The organism is Novosphingobium sp. NDB2Meth1, assembly GCF_900117425.1.
GTDB lineage: Bacteria > Pseudomonadota > Alphaproteobacteria > Sphingomonadales > Sphingomonadaceae > Novosphingobium.
The window spans coordinates 286695-304048 of the sequence record NZ_FPEH01000012.1; the positions used below are offsets into that span (position 1 = coordinate 286695).

The window sequence follows — 17354 nt, forward strand, 5'->3', positions numbered from 1 at the left end:
AATCTGGCCTGGGGAGGGCAGCGGGAGGTGGGGGTGCCGCTAATGCGGACTCTTTGGTCTATGCATCGGCGCCCTCCGCTTCGGTCACGGCCCCAAGGACGGCCCAAGCCTCGAGCAGCGCATCGCGGCTGCGCAGGCCCATGGCGGGGAGGGCGTGGTTGACGACATAGGTCGCGCCCGAATGGCGGTTGTCCCACATCGACTGGTGCGCTTCGGGAAGGCCGTCCCACGAGACGACTTCGGGCTCGGTCACTTCGAGCAGGCCCGCCGCGATCATGTCGTTCATGCGCGCGACTTCGAAGGCGTTGCACAGGTGCGTGCCGAGGATCGAGGCGGTGGGCATCAGGATCTTGCGCTGGCGGGTCCAGACCTGCGGCGCGTAGAAGGTGAAGCGGTGCCCCGCGCAGTCTTCCGCAAAGACGACGCGGCCGGTGAAGGGCTTCACCAGCGAGGTCGAGACGCCGAGCGTGTCCTGACCCGGGCGCTCGAACACCAGATCGGGCGCGCCGCGCGGATTGTCCGCCGAGCGCAGGATCTTGCCGATGGCCGAGCCGAACGGCTTCATCACCCGGTCCTGATAGTCGCGCACCGCCGCCTTGAAGACTTCGATATCGACCTTGGCGTCGGGCAGGCGGGGCATCGTGTCGGGCCAGAGGAAGTTGTCGCCCTCGCGGCGGCGGATGGATTCGAGGCTGACTATGCCTTCGATGGCATCCTCGAGACCGAGCGAGCCGAGGAACTCGCGCTGGCCGTCGGTGGTCGTCGCGACCACGCTGCGGGCGTTGAAGCGGCGGGCGGCCTCGATGATCTCGAGACCCATGTCATCGAGCAGCGCGTCCGAGCCGGGGCCGTAGTAGATCAGCACCGCCTCGCCGCCGCGCAGGGCGGAGCGGCGCAGCATTTCCTCTGGGCTCGCCGTGCCGGGCTTGCCCATAAAGCTGAAGTGATAGCCCGAGGAGGCGCCGTAGAACGCCAGCGTGCCGTTTTCCGCCAGGAGCTGGAAGCTGCGCGGGAACGCCGTTTCGCCGGCGTGGCTCACGACGTAGTCCGCCAGCTTGCCGCCGTTGAGCGCCTTGTATTCCTCGATCAGCGGCTGCCCTGCCGTTTCCCAGCGCTGCGCTTCGGCCTTGTCTTCCGGCACCGTGGTGTAGAGCGCCGCAAAGCGCGGGTCCTTGCGGTTGATCGCACCGACCGCGCCCTGCTGGCCGGTGATGAAGGCGGCGCGGTCCGGGCTGGAGACGAGGCCTGTCACCTGCAGGCCGGTGCGCACCGAGGAGCGCAGCGCATCGAGGCCGGTGCCGGTGGCGGCGCCCTCGACAAACAGCGTGCGGCCCGGCGCGATCTGCAGCGTGGTGAACAGGCAGCGCGAGATCGTGCCGAGGTTGAGCACATAGCTCCCGGCCTGCTCCAGTGTCAGGTTCGGCGGCACCTTGTGCATCTGCGGGGCCTGCACGGTCAGGAACTGCGCGTGGCTGCCGGTCTCGGTCTCGTAGCCCTGGATCGAGAAGTCCGCAAACATCGGATCGTTGCCGACCGCGGGCGAGAGCAGATCGTTGGTGCCCGAATAGACGGTGACGAGATCGCCGACCTTGATGCGGCCCTCGGCGCGCGTCTCGCTGCCCAAGGCGGCGACGAGCGCGATGCCGCCCGAGCCGGTGATCTGGACGTCTTCCTCGTGCGCATCGAAAGGCGAGACGGGAATGCCGGTGAGCGCCCAGATATCGTTGAAGTTGACCTCGCTGGTCAGCATGTAGAGCAGCGCTTCGTTGGGCGCAGGCTCGGGCACCTTGACGATCAGCTCGCGCTCGTGCGTCGCGGGCGGGCCGAAGCGCGGCGCGCCGGTATCGGGATTGCGGGCAATGCCGAACGCGTATTGGTACGGCGGGATCGCGGTGACGCCGGGATAGAACGCCGCGCCGACGGGGAGCAGGTCTCCGTTCGCTTCAAGCTCGGCAGCGCGCGTTTCGTGCTCGCTGTCGATCCACACCCCGTCGCGGCGGACGGGGAGCGGTGGGGCAACCTTGTCCATGAACTGGCGGATGCCGGTCTTGCCGCCTTCGGGGTCGACAATGGCTTCGGCAAACAAGGCGGCTTCGCGGGCGAGGCCGGCGGACATGCCCGAGGTGAGGCCGGTGCGGACGGCATCAAGCGCGCGGGCGCCGGCCATGCCGCGACCGGCCCAATCGAGCTGACGCAGGATGCGCTGGAGGAAATCGTCAGTGAGCACGGCGTCGAGATCGACTGTGGAGGGCTTCTCCCACCCCATCGTCGCTTCCTCGCGCGCGGCGAAGGCCTTGCCGAGCGGGCTGTCTGCGCCGCGCTTCACCCAATCGCGGACCATCGCGTGGGCTTCGGCAAGGGCATCGCGGGGGCCATCGGCGAGCGCATCGACAAGGCCGATGGCCTCAGCCTGCGCCGCATCGATGCTGCGGCCGCCGAGGATCAGATCGAGCGCATCGCGCACGCCCGTCGCGCCGTGCCGGTCGGCCAGCAGGCGGGGGAGGCGCTGCGTGCCGCCATAGCCCGGAAGCAGGCGCAGGCGGATTTCGGGCTGGCCAAAGCGAGCCGTCGTTTCCGCCACGCGGACATGGCAGGCCAGCGCGAATTCCATCCCGCCGCCGAGCGCAACACCTTGCACCGCCGCGATGCATGGCTTGCCCATCAGCTCGATCTTGCGGAAAGCAAGCTGCGCGTTGTTGGGCAGCACCATCGCTTCGTCGTGGCTGTGGATCTCCTCCAGCATCTGCCGGATATCCGCGCCCGCAACGAACGAGCTGGTGCCCTCGCCAGTGAACACCACCGCGACGACATCGTCCTTGCGGCTGAGGTGATCGACGACGATGACCAGTTCGTCGATCGCGCGTTCATTGAGCGCGTTGACCGGCGGGTTGGTGACGGTGACGGTGGCGACGCGCTTGCCGGGGGCGACCGCGTTGTACTGGATCAGGAAGTAGCGGTAGCGCTCGAACAGCGATTGCTCTTCGGACAGGCGCTGCTGGCGCTGCCAGGCGTCGATGGCGGTCTTGAGTTCGACAAGGCTCTCAGGATTGCGCAGCGTCGTGACGTCACCCAGATCGCCGCCCTCGACGAGCGCGCGGACCATGCGGCGCATGTACTTGCCGGAGCGCGTTTCCGGGAACTGGCTGACTTCGATGAAATCGGCCGGAACCGCGACCGCGCCCTTTTCGGTGCGGACAAGGTTGAACAGGCGCTGGCGGTCTTCCTCGGTGAGCTTGCGGCCCGCGACGGGGACGACGAAGGCGAGCGGGGTGAGGCCCTTCTCGCGGTGGGGCGCGCCGACGACGAGGACATTGCCAACCGGCGAATTGGGATCAAGCGCCTTGTCGCGCAGGACCGCGCCTTCGATTTCCTCGGTGCCCATGCGGTGGCCCGAGACGTTGATGACGTCGTCCGAGCGGCCATGGAACGAGAACGAGCCGTCGGGATGCGCAATCGCGAAGTCGCCCTGGGTATAGGCCCAGGCGCCCTGCCAGCGGTTCCAGTAACCACCGGCCCAGCGCCCCGCATCGCCCTTCCAGTCGCCCTGAACGCTGCCGTCCTTGACATGGAAGTGCTCGACATCGCCCCAGATCGTGCGGGCGAGGTAGGGATAGGGGGCGGCAATGACGATCTCGCCCTTTTCGCCCGGTTCGGCGCGGCGCCAGTTGACGCCCTCGCTGCCGGAGCGAGAGAAGGGGGTCTTGCCGGGGACAGCGTTCTCGTCCTCGACCCAGACGTCGCCGACGATCCACGGCAGCGGGAAGGCGTGCGCATCGGCCTTCAGCGGATAGTCCGCGTTGCCGTAGAAATGCGTCCAGGCGATGCCGCCGTGTTCGGTCGCCCAGTAGCTGTTGATGTACTGGCGGGTCACGTGCTCCATGCCGAAAGCCTGCACGCTGGGGCTGGTCGGCTCGGCGCAGAAGGTCGCGACGCGAAGGTGGCTCATGTCATAGCGCTGGACGTCGGCGAGGTTCGACGGGTCCGACATGATCGACTTCAAGAAGGTGACGCCCGCCTTGAAGATCGTCACCTTGTGGCGCTCGATCATCGAGGCAAAGCGGCCCGCGTGCGGGAAGACGGGCGAGCCTTCGGATACGACGGTAGTGACGCGGCTCAATAGCGAGGCCGAAATCTGATAGCTCTGCCCGGTGATCCAGCCTGGATCGGCGACGACGAAGATCGTGTCGCCGGGGCGCGCATCGAAGGCGACCCGCATCGATTCCGCAATTCCGGCGGTATAGCCGCCGTGGACATGGACGATGCCCTTGGGCTTGCCGGTGGAGCCCGAGGTGTAGATGAAGAACAGCGGGTATTCGGAATCGACGGCGAGCGGCTTCGAGCTGGTCCAGATAGCGCGGACGAAGTCTGCGTCTGGTAGAGCGAGCAGAGCCTCCTCGCTGGCAACACCGGCCTTGTGGAGGATTGTTGCCAGCGCCGCATCAGTCAGCTCGTGGCTCCAGCGGTCACGCTCTTCGCGCCAGACGATATCGGGCTGCGCGGTGTGGCGCACCACGATCACGGTATCGACGCGCGGGGGCAGGGTGACGAGGCTGGAAGCAATGGCGAGGCGCACGCGGGCGGCATCGCTGGAACCGATGCGGCCGGTTTCGCCCAGCTTGATAAGGGCACGGCCGACGCCGCGCATGACGTCCGAGCGTTCGACGGTGACTTCGCCCGCCAGCGTTTCGGCGACGGTATCGGTGATGACGGCAGCATCCTCGGCGGGCAGGCCGAAGTCGGTCGCGGCGAGGACCGACAGCGCGGTGGTGACCGGCACATAGTTGTCGAGCGCCGGGTCGGTATAGGCCGTCTTGAACGCGGCGACCTGCGCGTTGCGGTAGCTGCCGTCCGAGGTGACGATGACGCGCGCGCCGGCATCGGCGATGCGGTCGGACAAGGTCTTGTCGCTGAAGCCGCCGAACACGGCGGTGTAGACAATGCCGAGCCGCTTGGCCGCTTCGGTCCAGAAGATCTGCGGCACGATCGACGGCATGTTGAGCGCGATGCGGTCACCCGCCTTGAGGCCGAGGCCTTCAAGCGCGACGGCGCACTTGGCGACTTCGAGCAGCAGGCGCTTGCGGCTGACGGTGAAGGTATCGACCGGCGCGCCGCGCCCGCCGTCCGCCGCCATGTCCCAGCGGTCTCCTTCGAAAATCAGCGCGGGTTCGGCGCCGTGTCCCGAAAGGACATGGCGGTCGATCTCGTTGAAAGCGGCGTTGGTGCGGGCGCCAGTGAACCAGCGCCAGTGCGGCGGGGTGCTGTCGTCGAAGGCCTTGGTCCAGGGGACGAAGCTGGCCGGGAGTTCAGGCGTGACGGGGGCGCCGGTGGCGGCGTCCCAGCCGGTCCAGGCGCCTGCATCATTGCGGGTGAGCCAGGCGCCATCGGGGCCGCAATTGGCGACGAACCAGTGGATGCGCCGGGCGGCGATGTCGCCATGGAAGGCGCCGGGATCGGCGAGCGCGGCAGCGCGCATGGCTTCCCAATCCGCAGCTGTGCGCACCGGATTGATCTCGGCCTGCGGGGCCCTCTCGATGATCTGGGCCTCGGTCATGACCGAATCGCCTCTCCCTTCTTGTGTTACAAAAGGTAGGGAGCCTCATTGCGCGAGGCTTGGCAATATCATCACCCAAAAGGGCTGAAACCCGCAAGAAACTGCGAAAAATCGCGTGGAACAGGAAATATCGTTTGTTTCCCGCAGTATGACCGAAACGGCGCTATTGAGCAGTCTGGTTCGCCGCTGCGCATGAAATAGAACCATATAGGTTCGTATCGCAAATGCCGTGGCAAGTCGTTTTGGTGCGGTTATCCACAGGATAAGTGACGAAATTTTTTCCAGAATGTAATGCTGCGTGAAGCGGTTCGGTGCGGAACTGCAGCAACGGTGAAAGCACCGAAACAGCTACGGGCGGTTAGCAAAGGCGCTTTTCACTGCCCCTTGGGGCATGTGCGACGAACCGAACGAATAACGCTGCCTGTTGCAGCATGGACGCACATTCCGGTTCTATCGGTCTGCCGCAACCCCGAGTTCCGCTTCCATCATCCGCCGCATCTCGAACTTCTGCGCCTTGCCGGTGACTGTCATCGCGAAGCTTTCGACGACGCGGACATGGCGCGGCACCTTGTAGTGCGCGATGCGGCCGCGGCAGTGTTCGAGCACGTGCTCGGCCTCCAGCATGGCCCCGGCGCGGGCGATCACCCAGGCGCAGACTTCCTCGCCGTACTTTGCGTCGCTGACGCCGAAGACTTGCGCATCGGCGATGTGCGGGTGGGTGAGGAGGAACTCCTCGATTTCGCGCGGGTAGATGTTCTCGCCGCCGCGGATGATCATGTCCTTGATGCGGCCGGTGATGCGCACGTAGCCCTTGGCGTCCATCGTCGCGAGATCGCCCGAATGCATCCAGCCCTCGGCGTCGATGGCCTCGGCGGTCTTGGCCGGATCGTCCCAGTAGCCGAGCATGACGGCATAGCCGCGCGAGCAATATTCGCCCTGCTCGCCGATGGGCAGCGTCTGCCCGTCCGGCCCGACGATCTTGGCTTCGGCATGGGGGTGGACGCGCCCGACGGTGCCGACGCGCTCTTCCAGCGGATCGTCGACGGCGGTCTGGGTGGTGAGCGGGCTCGTCTCCGTCATGCCGTAGCCGATGGTCACCTCGCGCATGCCGAGCTTGTCGATGACCTGCCGCATGACGGTGACCGGGCAGGGGGAGCCCGCCATGATCCCGGTGCGCAAGCTCGAGACGTTGGTCGTCTCCAGTTCCGGGCGGCCGAGCACGGCGATGAACATGGTCGGCACGCCGTAGAGCGCGGTGCAGCCTTCGGCCTCGACCGCCTGCAGCACGGTGGCGGGATCGAACGCCTCGCCCGGATAGACCATCGCCGCGCCGCTGGTGAGCGCGGCCATGTTGCCCAGCACCATGCCGAAGCAGTGGTAGAGCGGCACGGGAATGCAGATGCGGTCTGCTTCGGTCAGCGCGATGGTCTGCGCGGTGAAGTAGCCGTTGTTCAGGATATTGCGGTGGGTGAGCGTCGCGCCCTTGGGGAAGCCGGTGGTGCCGCTGGTGAACTGGATGTTGATCGCATCATCTGGCCCGAGCGCGGCGGCGGCGCATTCCAGTGCATCCGGATCAGCGGGCGCAAGAAGCGCTTGCCACGGCAGGAAACCGGGGTGCGTTTCCGCGCCGATGGTGACGATGCTGCGCAGCTGCGGCAGGCGGTCGCGGCCGATCTCGCGCAGCATGGCGAGGTAGTCGCTCGTCTTGAACCGGGTGGCGGTGACGAGCACGCTGCAGCCGACCTTGTTCAGCGCATACTCGACTTCGTTCACCCGGTAGGCCGGATTGATCGTGACAAGGATCGCGCCGATCCGCGCGGTGGCGAACTGGATCAGCGTCCATTCCGCACAGTTGGGCGCCCAGATGCCGACGCGGTCGCCCTTGCTGACGCCCAGTTGCAGCAGACCGGTTGCCACCTGATCGACTGCAACATCGAGCTCGGCCCACGAATAGCGCAAGTCCTGATGGCGCGAGGCCAGTGCCAGACCTTGCGGCCAGCGCGCGGCGGCCTCGCGCAGGGCCTCCCCGATGGTCACGTCGAGCAGGGGCAGATCAGTCCGCCCCCGGGCATAGGACAGGGTGCTCATGGTCCTCTCTTTCAGCGGGGGGACCGTGTCTCCCGGCCCCTCCCGCCACTGCAGCAGATCAGAACTTCACGCCCGCTGTCACACCGTACATCCGCGGATTGCCGATGTGGTTGTAGTCCAGACCGAACCCGGTCAGGTCGATGCGCGAGGTGAAGTAGAACTTGTTGCCGAGATTGCGCGCCCAGGCCGAAACGCTGTAGCGCCCGTCGCTGCTGTTCCAGTCAAGGTGCCCGCCGAAGAGGGCGTACGAGGTCTGGCGCAGGCGCGGGATGTTGATGTTCTCGAAGAACTGGCTCGACTGGTAGGCCACTTCGGGGTGGAACGAGATCGCGCCGAACTTGCCCTGCACCATCGTCCAGTCGAAGCTGGCGTTGAAGGTGAGCGTCGGCGCGTTCGAGAGCCGGTTGCCCGCGACATTGACGCCGCTGACAATGCCTTCCTTGATCCGTGTCGAAAGCAGGCCCAGCCCGCCGTGGAAGGTGAAGGTGTCGCTCGGTCGGACGGTCAGCTCGACTTCACCGCCGTAGAGCCGCGACTTGGGGATGTTGAGCAGCTGTTGCGAAGCATCTGCCGGGTTCACGTTGATGAACTGCTGGTTTTTGTAGTTGTAGTAGAACGCCGCCATGTTGAGCGTGATGCGGCGATCCCAGAACTGGGTCTTGGCGCCGGCTTCGAAGGCGGTGACCTGTTCGGCCTTGGCGACGCCGAGCTCGACCGGCGCGAAGAACGCCTGCGCATTGAAGCTCGGCGCGCGGTAGCCGCGGCTCACGCTGGCGTAGAGCAGGTCGCCGCTCGCCAGCTTGTAGTCGATGCCGATCTTGCCCGAGACGTTGTTCTGCGTGAAGCGCAGGTCCGAGAGCGGGATCAGGTTGGCGACGAAGCTGTCGTCGACGCCGAGCGCGTCGGACTTGAAGCCGGTCTGCGCGCCGGTGTCGTGGGTATAGCGCAGGCCGCCGCGCAGCGTCAGCGCGTCGGTCAGCTTGTACTTGAGGTCGGTGTAGAGCGCGAAGCTCTTCTTCACCTGATCGAACTGGTTGCGGATCTTGCAGGCGACCGGCAGGGCGTCGGCGCAATCCTGTGCGTTGATCACGCCGTCACTGTTGGCGTCGGTGCCGTTGAAGACTTCGAGCGTGGTCTCGTTGAACACCTTCTCGCGGTTGAAATAGGCGCCGACGATGAAGTCGAACGGACCGCCGGTGTCGCTGGTCAGGCGCAAGTCCTGCGCGAACTGGCTGGCGCGATCGAAGTAGGGCACCTCGAGATTCTGCGCGCGGATGCCGTCGGTGTCTTCCTTGAAGAACAGCGTGCCCTTGTCATAGCTGGTGATGCTGGTGATCGCGAGCGTATCGGAGACATCGTAGTTCACCGTGAGCGCGACCGAGGTCGTCACGGCGCGGCGCTTGGTCGGCACGTTGGAGTCGATCTGGAACTGGCTGAGGCCCGGGCGGTTGACCGCTTCGGGCTGCGCGTAGATGCCGTAGTTCTGCGGGTTCTGGAAGCTGTGCGAGGCACGCAGCGTGATCTTGAGGCGGTCGCTGGGCTCGATTCAGCGTGCCGCGGATGCCCCATTCATCGGTGCTGGCGAGATCGGGGAAGCCCGGGTTGACGTTCTTGAACCAGCCATCGGCCTTGGCGAAGGTGCCGGCGACACGCAGCGCGGCCTTCTCGCCCAGCGGCACGTTGACCGCGCCATTGAGATCGACGCGGTTATAGTTGCCGTAGCCGGCGTTGAAATAGCCGCTCGTCTCGCCAAGCTTGGCATCGCGGCTGATCAGGTTGACCGCACCGCCCGAGGTGTTCTTGCCATAGAGCGTACCCTGCGGGCCGCGGAGCACTTCGACGCGCTCGATATCGTAGAGCGCGATGCCAAGGAACGCGAAGTTGCCCTTGTAGACTTCGTCGTAATAGGTCGCGACCGGACTCGACTGGTTGAGGCTGAAGTCCGACATCGAGACGCCGCGCAGCGCGAAGATCGGTGTGTTGTCGCCCACGGTCGAGGTGAGCTGGAGGTTGGCGACCTTGTTGACGAGGCTGTCGACGCTGGTGATGCGCGACTTGGCCAGCGCTTCGCCGCCGATCGCCGACACCGAAATCGGCACCGACTGGAGGTTTTCCGAACGCTTGGCGGCGGTCACGACGATCTCGCCGCTTTCGCCCGCATCGGTGGTGGTTTCGGCCTGCGCGGCCTGCGGAGCCTGCTGGGCAAGCGCGGGCTGCGCCGCAATCAGCGCGGCCAGCGCGGCGCTGGAAAGATAGACGGTCCTCATGGTTGTTCCCTCGCTTCTGTTCAAATTTCCCCGAGTATTCTCATTGTTCGGAATGCGTCTTGGCAAAACCGGCCACCAGACGCGCTCTTGTGGCGGCGCGTTCGAGGCGGAGCGGATTCTGGCGCAGACGTCCGATTTCTTCGGCCGTGTAGGGCCTGAAGTCTTGCGGCACATGGGCCGGATCGAACCGGTAGATGGTCCAGTTTACCAGATTGGCCAAACGGTCATCAGGAAGGTCCACAGTTGCGACACCCGGCACGCGGCCGATGAACTCGCGGCCGCCCGGAACGCCGAGGAAGCGGGCGACAATGCCCTTCATCGGCGGGTTGGAATGATCGTCGCCGCTGCCATCGGGCCGGTGGCAGCCCTGGCACTTGAGCTGATAGTCAGTGCGCGCCTGGTAGGCATCGTGCACGCCCGGGATGGCCGCCTCATCTGCCTTCACGGCCACGCCCGCAACGAGCGGCAGCGCGATCAGCAGGGCAAGGCGGCCGGGCTTCATTGGCCGCCCGCCGCCGCGTGGAGCTTGCCGACATCCTGCGCGGAAAGCGCGGCGCCGCCCGCGCGGATGCCTGCCACCTCGGCTTCGGCGAAGGGCTTGAACGCGGGGCCGGTCTTGGCGATTTCTGTTCCAACATGATTGAGCACTGCCGCGACCGAGGCATCGTCGAGCGTCGCCTGCGCGGGCATCACCCCGGCATAGGGCTTGCCGCCGACCTTGATCGGGCCGCTGACCCCGCGCGTGACGACCAGCGTCAGGTAGCGGCGACCCGCTTCGCTCGAACCCATGACGCGAAAGTCTTCGCCGAGCGGTGGGAAAACGCCGGGGACGCCTGCGCCGGTCTTGGTGTGGCATGCGGCACAGCGGCCATAGATTGCCGCACCATCCGGCGCGGCATGGACCGGCAGCGTCAGGGCGGTGAGCGCCGCTGCGCCAACCCCGAGCGCGAGGGCAGCCGCGCGCATCACTTGGCCGCCGGAAGCGCGACGCCGATGACTGCCGCCACCGAGCAATTGTAGACCGAGCTCTCCGAGCCGAGGCACCAGTTGTAGTCGTTGTTCGACTGCGGGCGGACCTGCGGGCGGTCGCCTTCGTTGCGGTTGCACAGGCACTGGCCGCAGGACGAGACGCCGCAGCAATCGTTGTAGCTGATCACATAGGCGCGGCCGTCGGCCGGGTTGGTGCAGGTGCCGATCCAGGTGATGGGCGACATCTCGGTGCCGGGCGGGCAGGTGTTGACCGAACCGCCGCAGCACGAGCAGAGGAAGCCATCGATCGCGCAGTAGCGCCAGTAGTCGCACGAGGCACGGTCGCCGGGATCCTGTTCGAGGCCGGAGATGATGGCCGGGCGGGCGGCACCGGCGCCATGGGGGCCGTGGGGGGCTTCAGGCGCGGGCGGGGTGGCTGCGCGGGCGACCGGGAGGAGCGGGATCGAGGCGGCGCCCGTCATCCCGGCGCCGAGCCACGCCAGCAGCGAGCGGCGCGACGTGCCCCGGGCGATCCCGCGCGCGAGGTTTTCGGTGATCTTGTCGAAACGCGCCATGGGTCAGGCCTCCTGATGGTTGTGCTGGCGGCGAGCCAGATAGTCCTGGATCGAGGCGACGCCCCGCTCCTTTGCCTCGAAGAGGCTTTCGAGATGTTCACGGCTGTTGACGAGGCCGAGCGACGCGACGCGGCCTTCCTCGTCGAGCAGCACCGCATAAGGCAGCTTGGAGACGCCGAAGGCGCGGCCGAGCGCTTCGGAGAGCACCACCGGCAGGCTTTCGAGGCCGTGATCGCGCACCATGCCGAGGTAGCCCGGCTTGCCGCCGTCACCCGCGACGACGATGTCGAGCCAGCCCGCTTCGGCACGGGCGGCGCTGCGCACGATCGGGAGCAGCGACTTGCACATCGGGCAATCGGGCGAGGCGAAGAACAGCAGCTGGCTGCGGCCCTTGCGCTGTCCGCCGATGGCAATGCCGACGCCGTTCATGTCGGCGAGCGTCATCGGCGTCGCCTTTTCGCCGAGCGCGACCTTCTGGTGCAGGGTCAGCGCGCCGGCGGGAGCGATCCGCTCGTGCAGGATGCCGACCTGCCGCGCGAGTGCAGCAATCAGCAGGGCCTGGACGATCACGGCGGTCCAGAGGAGGATCTGGCTTGTCAGCATCATGCGGCCTTCCCCAATGAGGGTTTCCAATGCGGGGCGGGGATGGCGAGCAGTTCGCTCGCGCCGAGGTAGAGTGCGAGGAGCCCGGCGGCGGCAAAGGGCGCGTCGAGCGTGAAGGGGGCATCGGGCAGGACCGCGACCAATGCTGCGAGCACCGCAAGGCCGGCTGCGCGCAGCACGAGCGCGGTGGTGACCGGCTTGCTGCGCGCGGCAAGGTCGCAGCCGCAGTCGAGCGTCTCACCCCGGCGGCGCAGGAGGGCAAGCGCATAGGCAGCCCAGACCAGCGCGGCGACGACGGCGCCCGCGGTGCGCAGCGGCGGGACGAGCAGGCAGCCTGCGGCTACGAGTTCCAGCGTGCCCGCGTGGATCAGCAGCAGCTGCGCCGGAACCGGACTGACGCCGGTGAGCCGCGCGGTCGCCTCGATCATGCGCGCCCGCGCCAGCACTTTGTGCAGCGCCGAGGCCGCCAGCAATGCCGCGCAGAAAAGGGCCAGAGCGGCCATCACGGCACCTGGATCAGGATCGGATTGGCCGCGACCGTCGCGCCGAGCGAGCGGACGAAAGCGCCGGTCGCCGCGTCATAGATATCGATTGCGCCGCTGGCCTGCGCCGCCACGAGGTGCGGGGTGCTTTCCTTGGTGACGGCGATGGCGAGCGTCTGGCCCTTGAGCGCAATGCGCAAGGTGCGGGCCTTCTTGATGGGGTCGACGACCCAGACTTCGGTGCCGCCGTCCTTGTGGGTGCCTTCCTTGCCGTAGGGGCTCATCAGCACATAGAGCTTGCCGGCGGCATCGCTGTTGATCACCTGCCAGCCGCCCGGACGCCATTCGGGCGAGCCGCCGTCTGCCGTGCCGACGCTGAAGCTGCCGGGGAGAGGCTTGGCGACAGGGCCAGAAAGATCGAAGCCCTGCACCATGCCGTGGAAGCTGACGAACCATGCAGTCGTGCCCACCATCGCTGGTGTGCTGAACAGGGGCTGGTTGTCGATATCCTGCACCTTGGGCACCGACTTCGACGAGGCCGCCGCGCCGTTCGCATCGAGCGTGACGCTGAACAGCGAACCATCGGCGCAGAGGCTGGTGAAGCCGCTGGTCCCGGTGGGGTAGATCTGTGCGCAGCCGGGGAGGTCGATCTCGTTCAGCACCTTGCGCGCGGCAAGATCGACCACCGTGACGGACTGTGCGGGGGTGAAGTTGGCGACGAGCGCCCACTTGCCGCCGTTGGTCAGCTGGAACAAGTGCGGGTAGGTCACCGACTGCTGGCGCTTGCCGCCGGGCAGCACGATCTCACCCTTGGGCTGGAGCGTGGCGGAGTCCCAGATGGTGATCGCGTCGGTGCGTTCGCCGCGGGTGAGGCGGCTGTAGAAAGTCTCGGTGGTATAGAGTTCGCCCCTGTCCTTCGCGATGAGGAAGTTGGCGAACTGCGCCGCACGGACGAGGCCCTTGAGCGGCTGCACCGGATCGGCGGTGTCGACCACGGCGACGCGGCCATCGAGGATCGCGCCGAAGTGAAAATCGTGGATCGTCACCCAGCTCTGCGGCCAGGTGGCGGGGAGCTTGGCGACGCTCGGGAGGCTTTCTTCCGCAAGCGGCTGCGGGAACTTGTCAGCCGCGATGGCCGGCGAAGTCATTGCGGCAAATGCATAGAGCGCCGACGCAAGAACGGGTGCGATGGATCGCATTATCTTTCCCTTTCAAAGCGGATGGACCCCGCTTTCCCGTGGCCAAAGTGGCCCAATCCTAATAAAATTGTCAACTGTCCTATTTTGGACGTTGGACATAATTTGGCTCTGCGGTAGGCAGCGGTTTGCTGCGCGCGGAAATGCGGGAGAAATGTGTGGATGCGATCCCGAAACTGGTGACCGACCTGCTCATGCCGGGGCGTGAGGGCGGCTATGCCAAGGGCTATGAAACGCGCGAACTGATTTTGCGCACCGCGCTGCATATCCTGATCGAGGAAGGCTACCGGGCGATGTCGATGCGGCGAATTGCTGCGGCCTGCGGGATGCGCCTCGGCAATCTTACCTATCACTATCCGACGCGCGAGGATCTGGTGCGCGAGCTGCTCAATGCGGTGATCAGCAGCTACGAAGTCGAATTCGGCGCGATCGTGCAGGCGCCGGGGCTCGAGCCGGAGGAACGCCTGACGCGGCTGTGCAGTCTGATCATCGAGGACATCGGCAGCAAGAAGACGACGCGGCTGTTTCCGGAACTGTGGGCGCTCGCGAACCATGACGCGTTTGTCTACGAGCGGGTGCATGAGCTTTATGACCGGGCGCGGGCGCCGCTGGTGGAGATCATCGCGGAAATGCGGCCCGATCTGCCGGAGCAGGACCGGCTCGATGTGGCGCTGTTCATCTCGGCCTCGATGGAGGGGCTGACGGTCTTCGCCGGGTACGAGATGCCGTTTGCGCAGCGGCTGCCGGCGGTCGAGCACATCGCGATCCGCTCGTTCATCGATATCGTGCGCAGCTTCCAGCCCGCTTAGGCGACACTTCCATCGAGGATCTGCAGCGTCTTGAGATCCGAGTGGAAATCGAGAGCATAGTCGCCGCCCTCGCGCCCGATGCCCGATATGCCGATACCGCCGAACGGTGCGGTGAGATCGCGCACGAGGAAGGTGTTAACCCAGACCGTGCCGCCGCGCACCGCCCGTCCGACACGATTGGCGCGGCTTTCGCTGCCGGTGTAGACGATGCCGGAGAGGCCATAGGCGGTGGAGTTGGCGAGGGCGACGCCTTCGGCTTCATCCTTGAACGTCTGGAACGTGAGAACCGGGCCGAAGACCTCATTCTGGACGACTTCGCTCTGGTTGTCTTTCGGGATGATGAGCGTCGGCTCGACCCAGTTGGCGCCTTCCTTGAAGCGCTTGCCGCCGCGCACGATGGTGTCACCTGCCGCACGGGCCCGGTCGATGAAACCGAGGACGCGCTCCGCGTGGACCGGGTGGATCAGGGCGGACATCGTGGTCGCGGGATCGCGGCTGTCGCCCATGACATGCGCGTCGGTATAGGCGTGGAACTTGGCGAGGAAGGTGTCCTTCACGCTCTCCTCGACGATGATGCGCGTGCCGGCCATGCAGACCTGGCCGCTGTCGTCGAACTGGCCGGCGGCCTTCTTCGCGGCGGCATCGATATCGGCATCGGCAAAGACGAGGAGGGGAGACTTGCCGCCAAGCTCGGCGGTGAAAGGCACGATGTTTTCCGCCGCCGCCTTGCCGATGATGCGGGCGGTCGGGACCGAGCCGGTGAAGCTGATGCGCTTGATGCGCGGATCGGAGGTGAGCGCGTTGCCGAGTTCGGCGCCGAGGCCCTGCACGATATTGAAGACGCCTGTGGGGAAGCCGGCTTCGGCGATCAGATCGGCGAGGACCGAGGCGGAGAGCGGGGACCAGTCGGCGGGCTTGAGGATCACGGTGTTGCCGGCGGCGAGGGCGGGGGCGCATTTCCATGTCGAGAGCATGAAGGGCGCGTTCCACGGCGTGATGATCAGCGCAGGGCCGGCGGGCATGCGGATGACGCGGTTCAGGGTGCCGCGCGAGGACCAGACGCGTTCCTCGTGCTGGGTCGCAAGGTCGGCATAGTTGCGGAAATTGGCCGCGCCGCGCAGGATCACGCGCAGGCGCAGGCTTTCGAGCAGCATGCCCATGTCGAGGCATTCGACCGTGGCCAGCTTTTCGACATTGGACTCGATAAGGTCCGCCAGCCGGTGCAGATAGGCGCCGCGTTTGGCTGCGGTGAGGGCGGCCCATGCCGGAAATGCTGCGGTGGCTGCGGCTGCAGCATGGGCGGCGGTCTCGGCATTGCCGCGCGCGATATCGGCGAGCTTGCGGTCCCAATCGAAGGGGCAGCGGGTCTCGAAGGTTTCGGGCGAAGAAACCCGCTCGCCGCCGATGAAATGGTCGGGCGAGACGGAGACGCCGTCGATATCGATGCGGGTCGGCATGGTGGCTCTCAGATGTAGTGGAGGTAGTAGGCGGTCTGCTCTTCCGCCGACTTGCCGTCGAGAATGCGCACTTCCTCGCGCTTGATCGCGATGAAGTTGTCGACGAGGTCCTGCCCGATGGCGGCGGAGAGCACCGTGTCGGCTTCCAAAGCATCGAGTGCCGCGCCCAGATCGTGCGGGGTGTGGCGATCGGTGCTGATGGTTTCGAGACCGTCGTTCAGCTCTTCGGGCGGAAGTTCGTAGCCGTTCTCGAGGCCGAGCAGGCCGGCCTGCAGCATGGCGGCCATCGCGAAGTAGGGGCTGGCGGCGCAATCGGCCATGCGGTGTTCGATGCGCGCGGCGGAGCCGGTTTCGGCGGAGACGCGGACCGTGACGCTGCGGTGGTCGATGCCCCAGTTGGCCCAGTAGCCCGAGAGGCTGGCGGGCTGGAGGCGGGCGTAGCTCTGGGTGAGCGGCGCCATGATCGCGGACAGCGCTTCGTGGTGGTGCAGCATGCCGGCGATGGCGCCCTGCATGGTGGGGGAGAGCTGGCCGCTGGCGACGTCGTTCGCGAAGACATTGCTGCCGTCGGACTGGGTGAAGCTGAGGTTGAAATGGAGGCCGCTGCCGCTCTTGTCGGCGAAAGGCTTGGGCAGGAAGGAAAGCAGGTAGCCGCGCTTGTAGAGCACCTCGCGCGCCATCTGGCGGAACAGGAAGGCATCGTCCGCCGCCTTCATCGCATCGGCAAAGCGCAAGGTGAGTTCGAACTGCGGGGCATCGAACTCGGCGTTGATCGATTCGATGGGAATGCCGCAAGCTGCTGCCGTGGCCCAGACTTCCTCGATCAGGCCGGCGGGATCGGCGAAGGGCCCGGTGCCGTAGACGAAGCCGCCGGGGGTGTCATAGGGGACCCATTCGCCATTTGCGCCGCGCTGGAAGACATAGGCTTCCATCTCGATGCCGACCATCGGATCGAGGCCTTTGGCGCGCCATGCTTCGATTGCACGGGCAAGGGCGGAGCGACCGCACAGCGCGAAGGGCTCGTTCTTGAAGCGCAGCGAACCGAGCGCGATCTGCGTGTTTGCTTCCCATGAGGGGCGCAGGTCGGCGGGGTCGAAGGTGACTTCCATGTCCGGCAGGCCGGTGAGCAGGCCCCCCCCGGGGGCCGCGACAAGCTGCTTGTCGTAAGTGACGGCGAAGGTGCCGACACACATGCGGGCGTGGCCCTTGTGCGCCTCGCTCATCGGCACGTATTTGCCGCGCGCGAGGTTCAATTGGTCGGCGAAGAGGATGCGGCACCTTTCGAAACCTTTGGGTTCGAAGCCTTCGGCGCGCACCTGACCGGGCTCGATCTTGGACATGCGGTTCATTTCTCTCC

General features: G+C 66.3%; 12 protein-coding genes and 1 pseudogene. 1 reads left to right on the top strand and 12 read right to left on the bottom strand.

The window, feature by feature from the left end; all coding sequences use genetic code 11:
• Positions 1-58: 58 nt before the first annotated feature.
• The 10 genes and pseudogenes from NDB2M1_RS06075 to NDB2M1_RS06115 all read right to left on the bottom strand — a co-directional run bounded on the left by NDB2M1_RS06075 (position 59) and on the right by NDB2M1_RS06115 (position 13734).
• Complete coding sequence (locus NDB2M1_RS06075; RefSeq protein ID WP_171955331.1) at positions 59-5551, bottom strand: AMP-binding protein; 5493 nt, start codon at positions 5549-5551, stop codon at positions 59-61.
• A gap of 450 nt (positions 5552-6001) precedes the next feature.
• Entirely contained in the window at positions 6002-7639 is a 1638-nt protein-coding gene (locus NDB2M1_RS06080; protein WP_072380517.1) for an AMP-binding protein, read from the bottom strand.
• Positions 7640-7697: 58 nt separating this feature from the next.
• Complete coding sequence (locus NDB2M1_RS23065; protein WP_371328189.1) at positions 7698-9185, bottom strand: TonB-dependent receptor; 1488 nt, start codon at positions 9183-9185, stop codon at positions 7698-7700.
• A 295-nt stretch (positions 9186-9480) separates the two neighbouring features.
• Positions 9481-9906, bottom strand: a pseudogene (locus NDB2M1_RS23070) (TonB-dependent receptor plug domain-containing protein); the annotation flags it as partial.
• 40 nt (positions 9907-9946) lie between these two features.
• Positions 9947-10408 (bottom strand): cytochrome c family protein, encoded by a 462-nt coding sequence (locus tag NDB2M1_RS06090; protein ID WP_072380519.1) that lies wholly within the window; start codon positions 10406-10408, stop codon positions 9947-9949.
• The gene (locus NDB2M1_RS06095; protein WP_072380521.1) at positions 10405-10872 is read right to left on the bottom strand and encodes a c-type cytochrome; all 468 of its coding nucleotides are present in this window, start codon (positions 10870-10872) and stop codon (positions 10405-10407) included. Before NDB2M1_RS06095 ends, NDB2M1_RS06090 begins: the two co-directional genes overlap by 4 nt.
• A complete protein-coding gene (locus NDB2M1_RS06100; RefSeq protein WP_054122805.1) occupies positions 10872-11450 on the bottom strand; it encodes a methylamine dehydrogenase light chain in 579 nt (192 codons plus the stop codon). Before NDB2M1_RS06100 ends, NDB2M1_RS06095 begins: the two co-directional genes overlap by 1 nt.
• Positions 11451-11453: 3 nt before the next feature.
• Positions 11454-12056 carry a thioredoxin domain-containing protein gene (locus NDB2M1_RS06105; RefSeq protein ID WP_072380523.1) on the bottom strand — a complete coding sequence of 201 codons (603 nt, stop codon included), beginning with the start codon at positions 12054-12056 and terminating at the stop codon, positions 11454-11456.
• Complete coding sequence (locus NDB2M1_RS06110) at positions 12053-12556, bottom strand: MauE/DoxX family redox-associated membrane protein (protein WP_072380525.1); 504 nt, start codon at positions 12554-12556, stop codon at positions 12053-12055. The genes NDB2M1_RS06105 and NDB2M1_RS06110 overlap by 4 nt, the downstream gene beginning before the upstream one ends.
• Complete coding sequence (locus tag NDB2M1_RS06115) at positions 12556-13734, bottom strand: amine dehydrogenase large subunit (protein WP_072380528.1); 1179 nt, start codon at positions 13732-13734, stop codon at positions 12556-12558. The genes NDB2M1_RS06110 and NDB2M1_RS06115 overlap by 1 nt, the downstream gene beginning before the upstream one ends.
• Positions 13735-13910: 176 nt before the next feature.
• Here NDB2M1_RS06115 and NDB2M1_RS06120 point away from each other — a divergent pair, with 176 nt between their 5' ends.
• The gene (locus NDB2M1_RS06120) at positions 13911-14540 is read left to right on the top strand and encodes a TetR/AcrR family transcriptional regulator (protein ID WP_253185784.1); all 630 of its coding nucleotides are present in this window, start codon (positions 13911-13913) and stop codon (positions 14538-14540) included.
• Here the strand turns inward: NDB2M1_RS06120 and NDB2M1_RS06125 are convergent.
• Together NDB2M1_RS06125 and NDB2M1_RS06130 are read right to left on the bottom strand one after the other, a co-directional pair.
• Positions 14537-15997 (bottom strand): aldehyde dehydrogenase family protein, encoded by a 1461-nt coding sequence (locus NDB2M1_RS06125; protein ID WP_072380530.1) that lies wholly within the window; start codon positions 15995-15997, stop codon positions 14537-14539. The genes NDB2M1_RS06120 and NDB2M1_RS06125 overlap by 4 nt on opposite strands.
• Positions 15998-16005: 8 nt before the next feature.
• On the bottom strand, positions 16006-17346 hold the full coding sequence (locus NDB2M1_RS06130) for a type I glutamate--ammonia ligase (RefSeq protein WP_083554688.1): 1341 nt from the start codon (positions 17344-17346) through the stop codon (positions 16006-16008).
• Positions 17347-17354 lie beyond the last annotated feature (8 nt).

Coding starts and splice junctions, on each gene's coding strand:
- NDB2M1_RS06075 (WP_171955331.1), bottom strand. CDS start 5,551: ATGACCGAGGCCCAGATCATCGAGAGGGCCCCGCAGGCCGAGATCAAT.
- NDB2M1_RS06080 (WP_072380517.1), bottom strand. CDS start 7,639: ATGAGCACCCTGTCCTATGCCCGGGGGCGGACTGATCTGCCCCTGCTC.
- NDB2M1_RS06090 (WP_072380519.1), bottom strand. CDS start 10,408: ATGAAGCCCGGCCGCCTTGCCCTGCTGATCGCGCTGCCGCTCGTTGCG.
- NDB2M1_RS06095 (WP_072380521.1), bottom strand. CDS start 10,872: ATGCGCGCGGCTGCCCTCGCGCTCGGGGTTGGCGCAGCGGCGCTCACC.
- NDB2M1_RS06100 (WP_054122805.1), bottom strand. CDS start 11,450: ATGGCGCGTTTCGACAAGATCACCGAAAACCTCGCGCGCGGGATCGCC.
- NDB2M1_RS06105 (WP_072380523.1), bottom strand. CDS start 12,056: ATGATGCTGACAAGCCAGATCCTCCTCTGGACCGCCGTGATCGTCCAG.
- NDB2M1_RS06110 (WP_072380525.1), bottom strand. CDS start 12,556: ATGGCCGCTCTGGCCCTTTTCTGCGCGGCATTGCTGGCGGCCTCGGCG.
- NDB2M1_RS06115 (WP_072380528.1), bottom strand. CDS start 13,734: ATGCGATCCATCGCACCCGTTCTTGCGTCGGCGCTCTATGCATTTGCC.
- NDB2M1_RS06125 (WP_072380530.1), bottom strand. CDS start 15,997: ATGCCGACCCGCATCGATATCGACGGCGTCTCCGTCTCGCCCGACCAT.
- NDB2M1_RS06130 (WP_083554688.1), bottom strand. CDS start 17,346: ATGAACCGCATGTCCAAGATCGAGCCCGGTCAGGTGCGCGCCGAAGGC.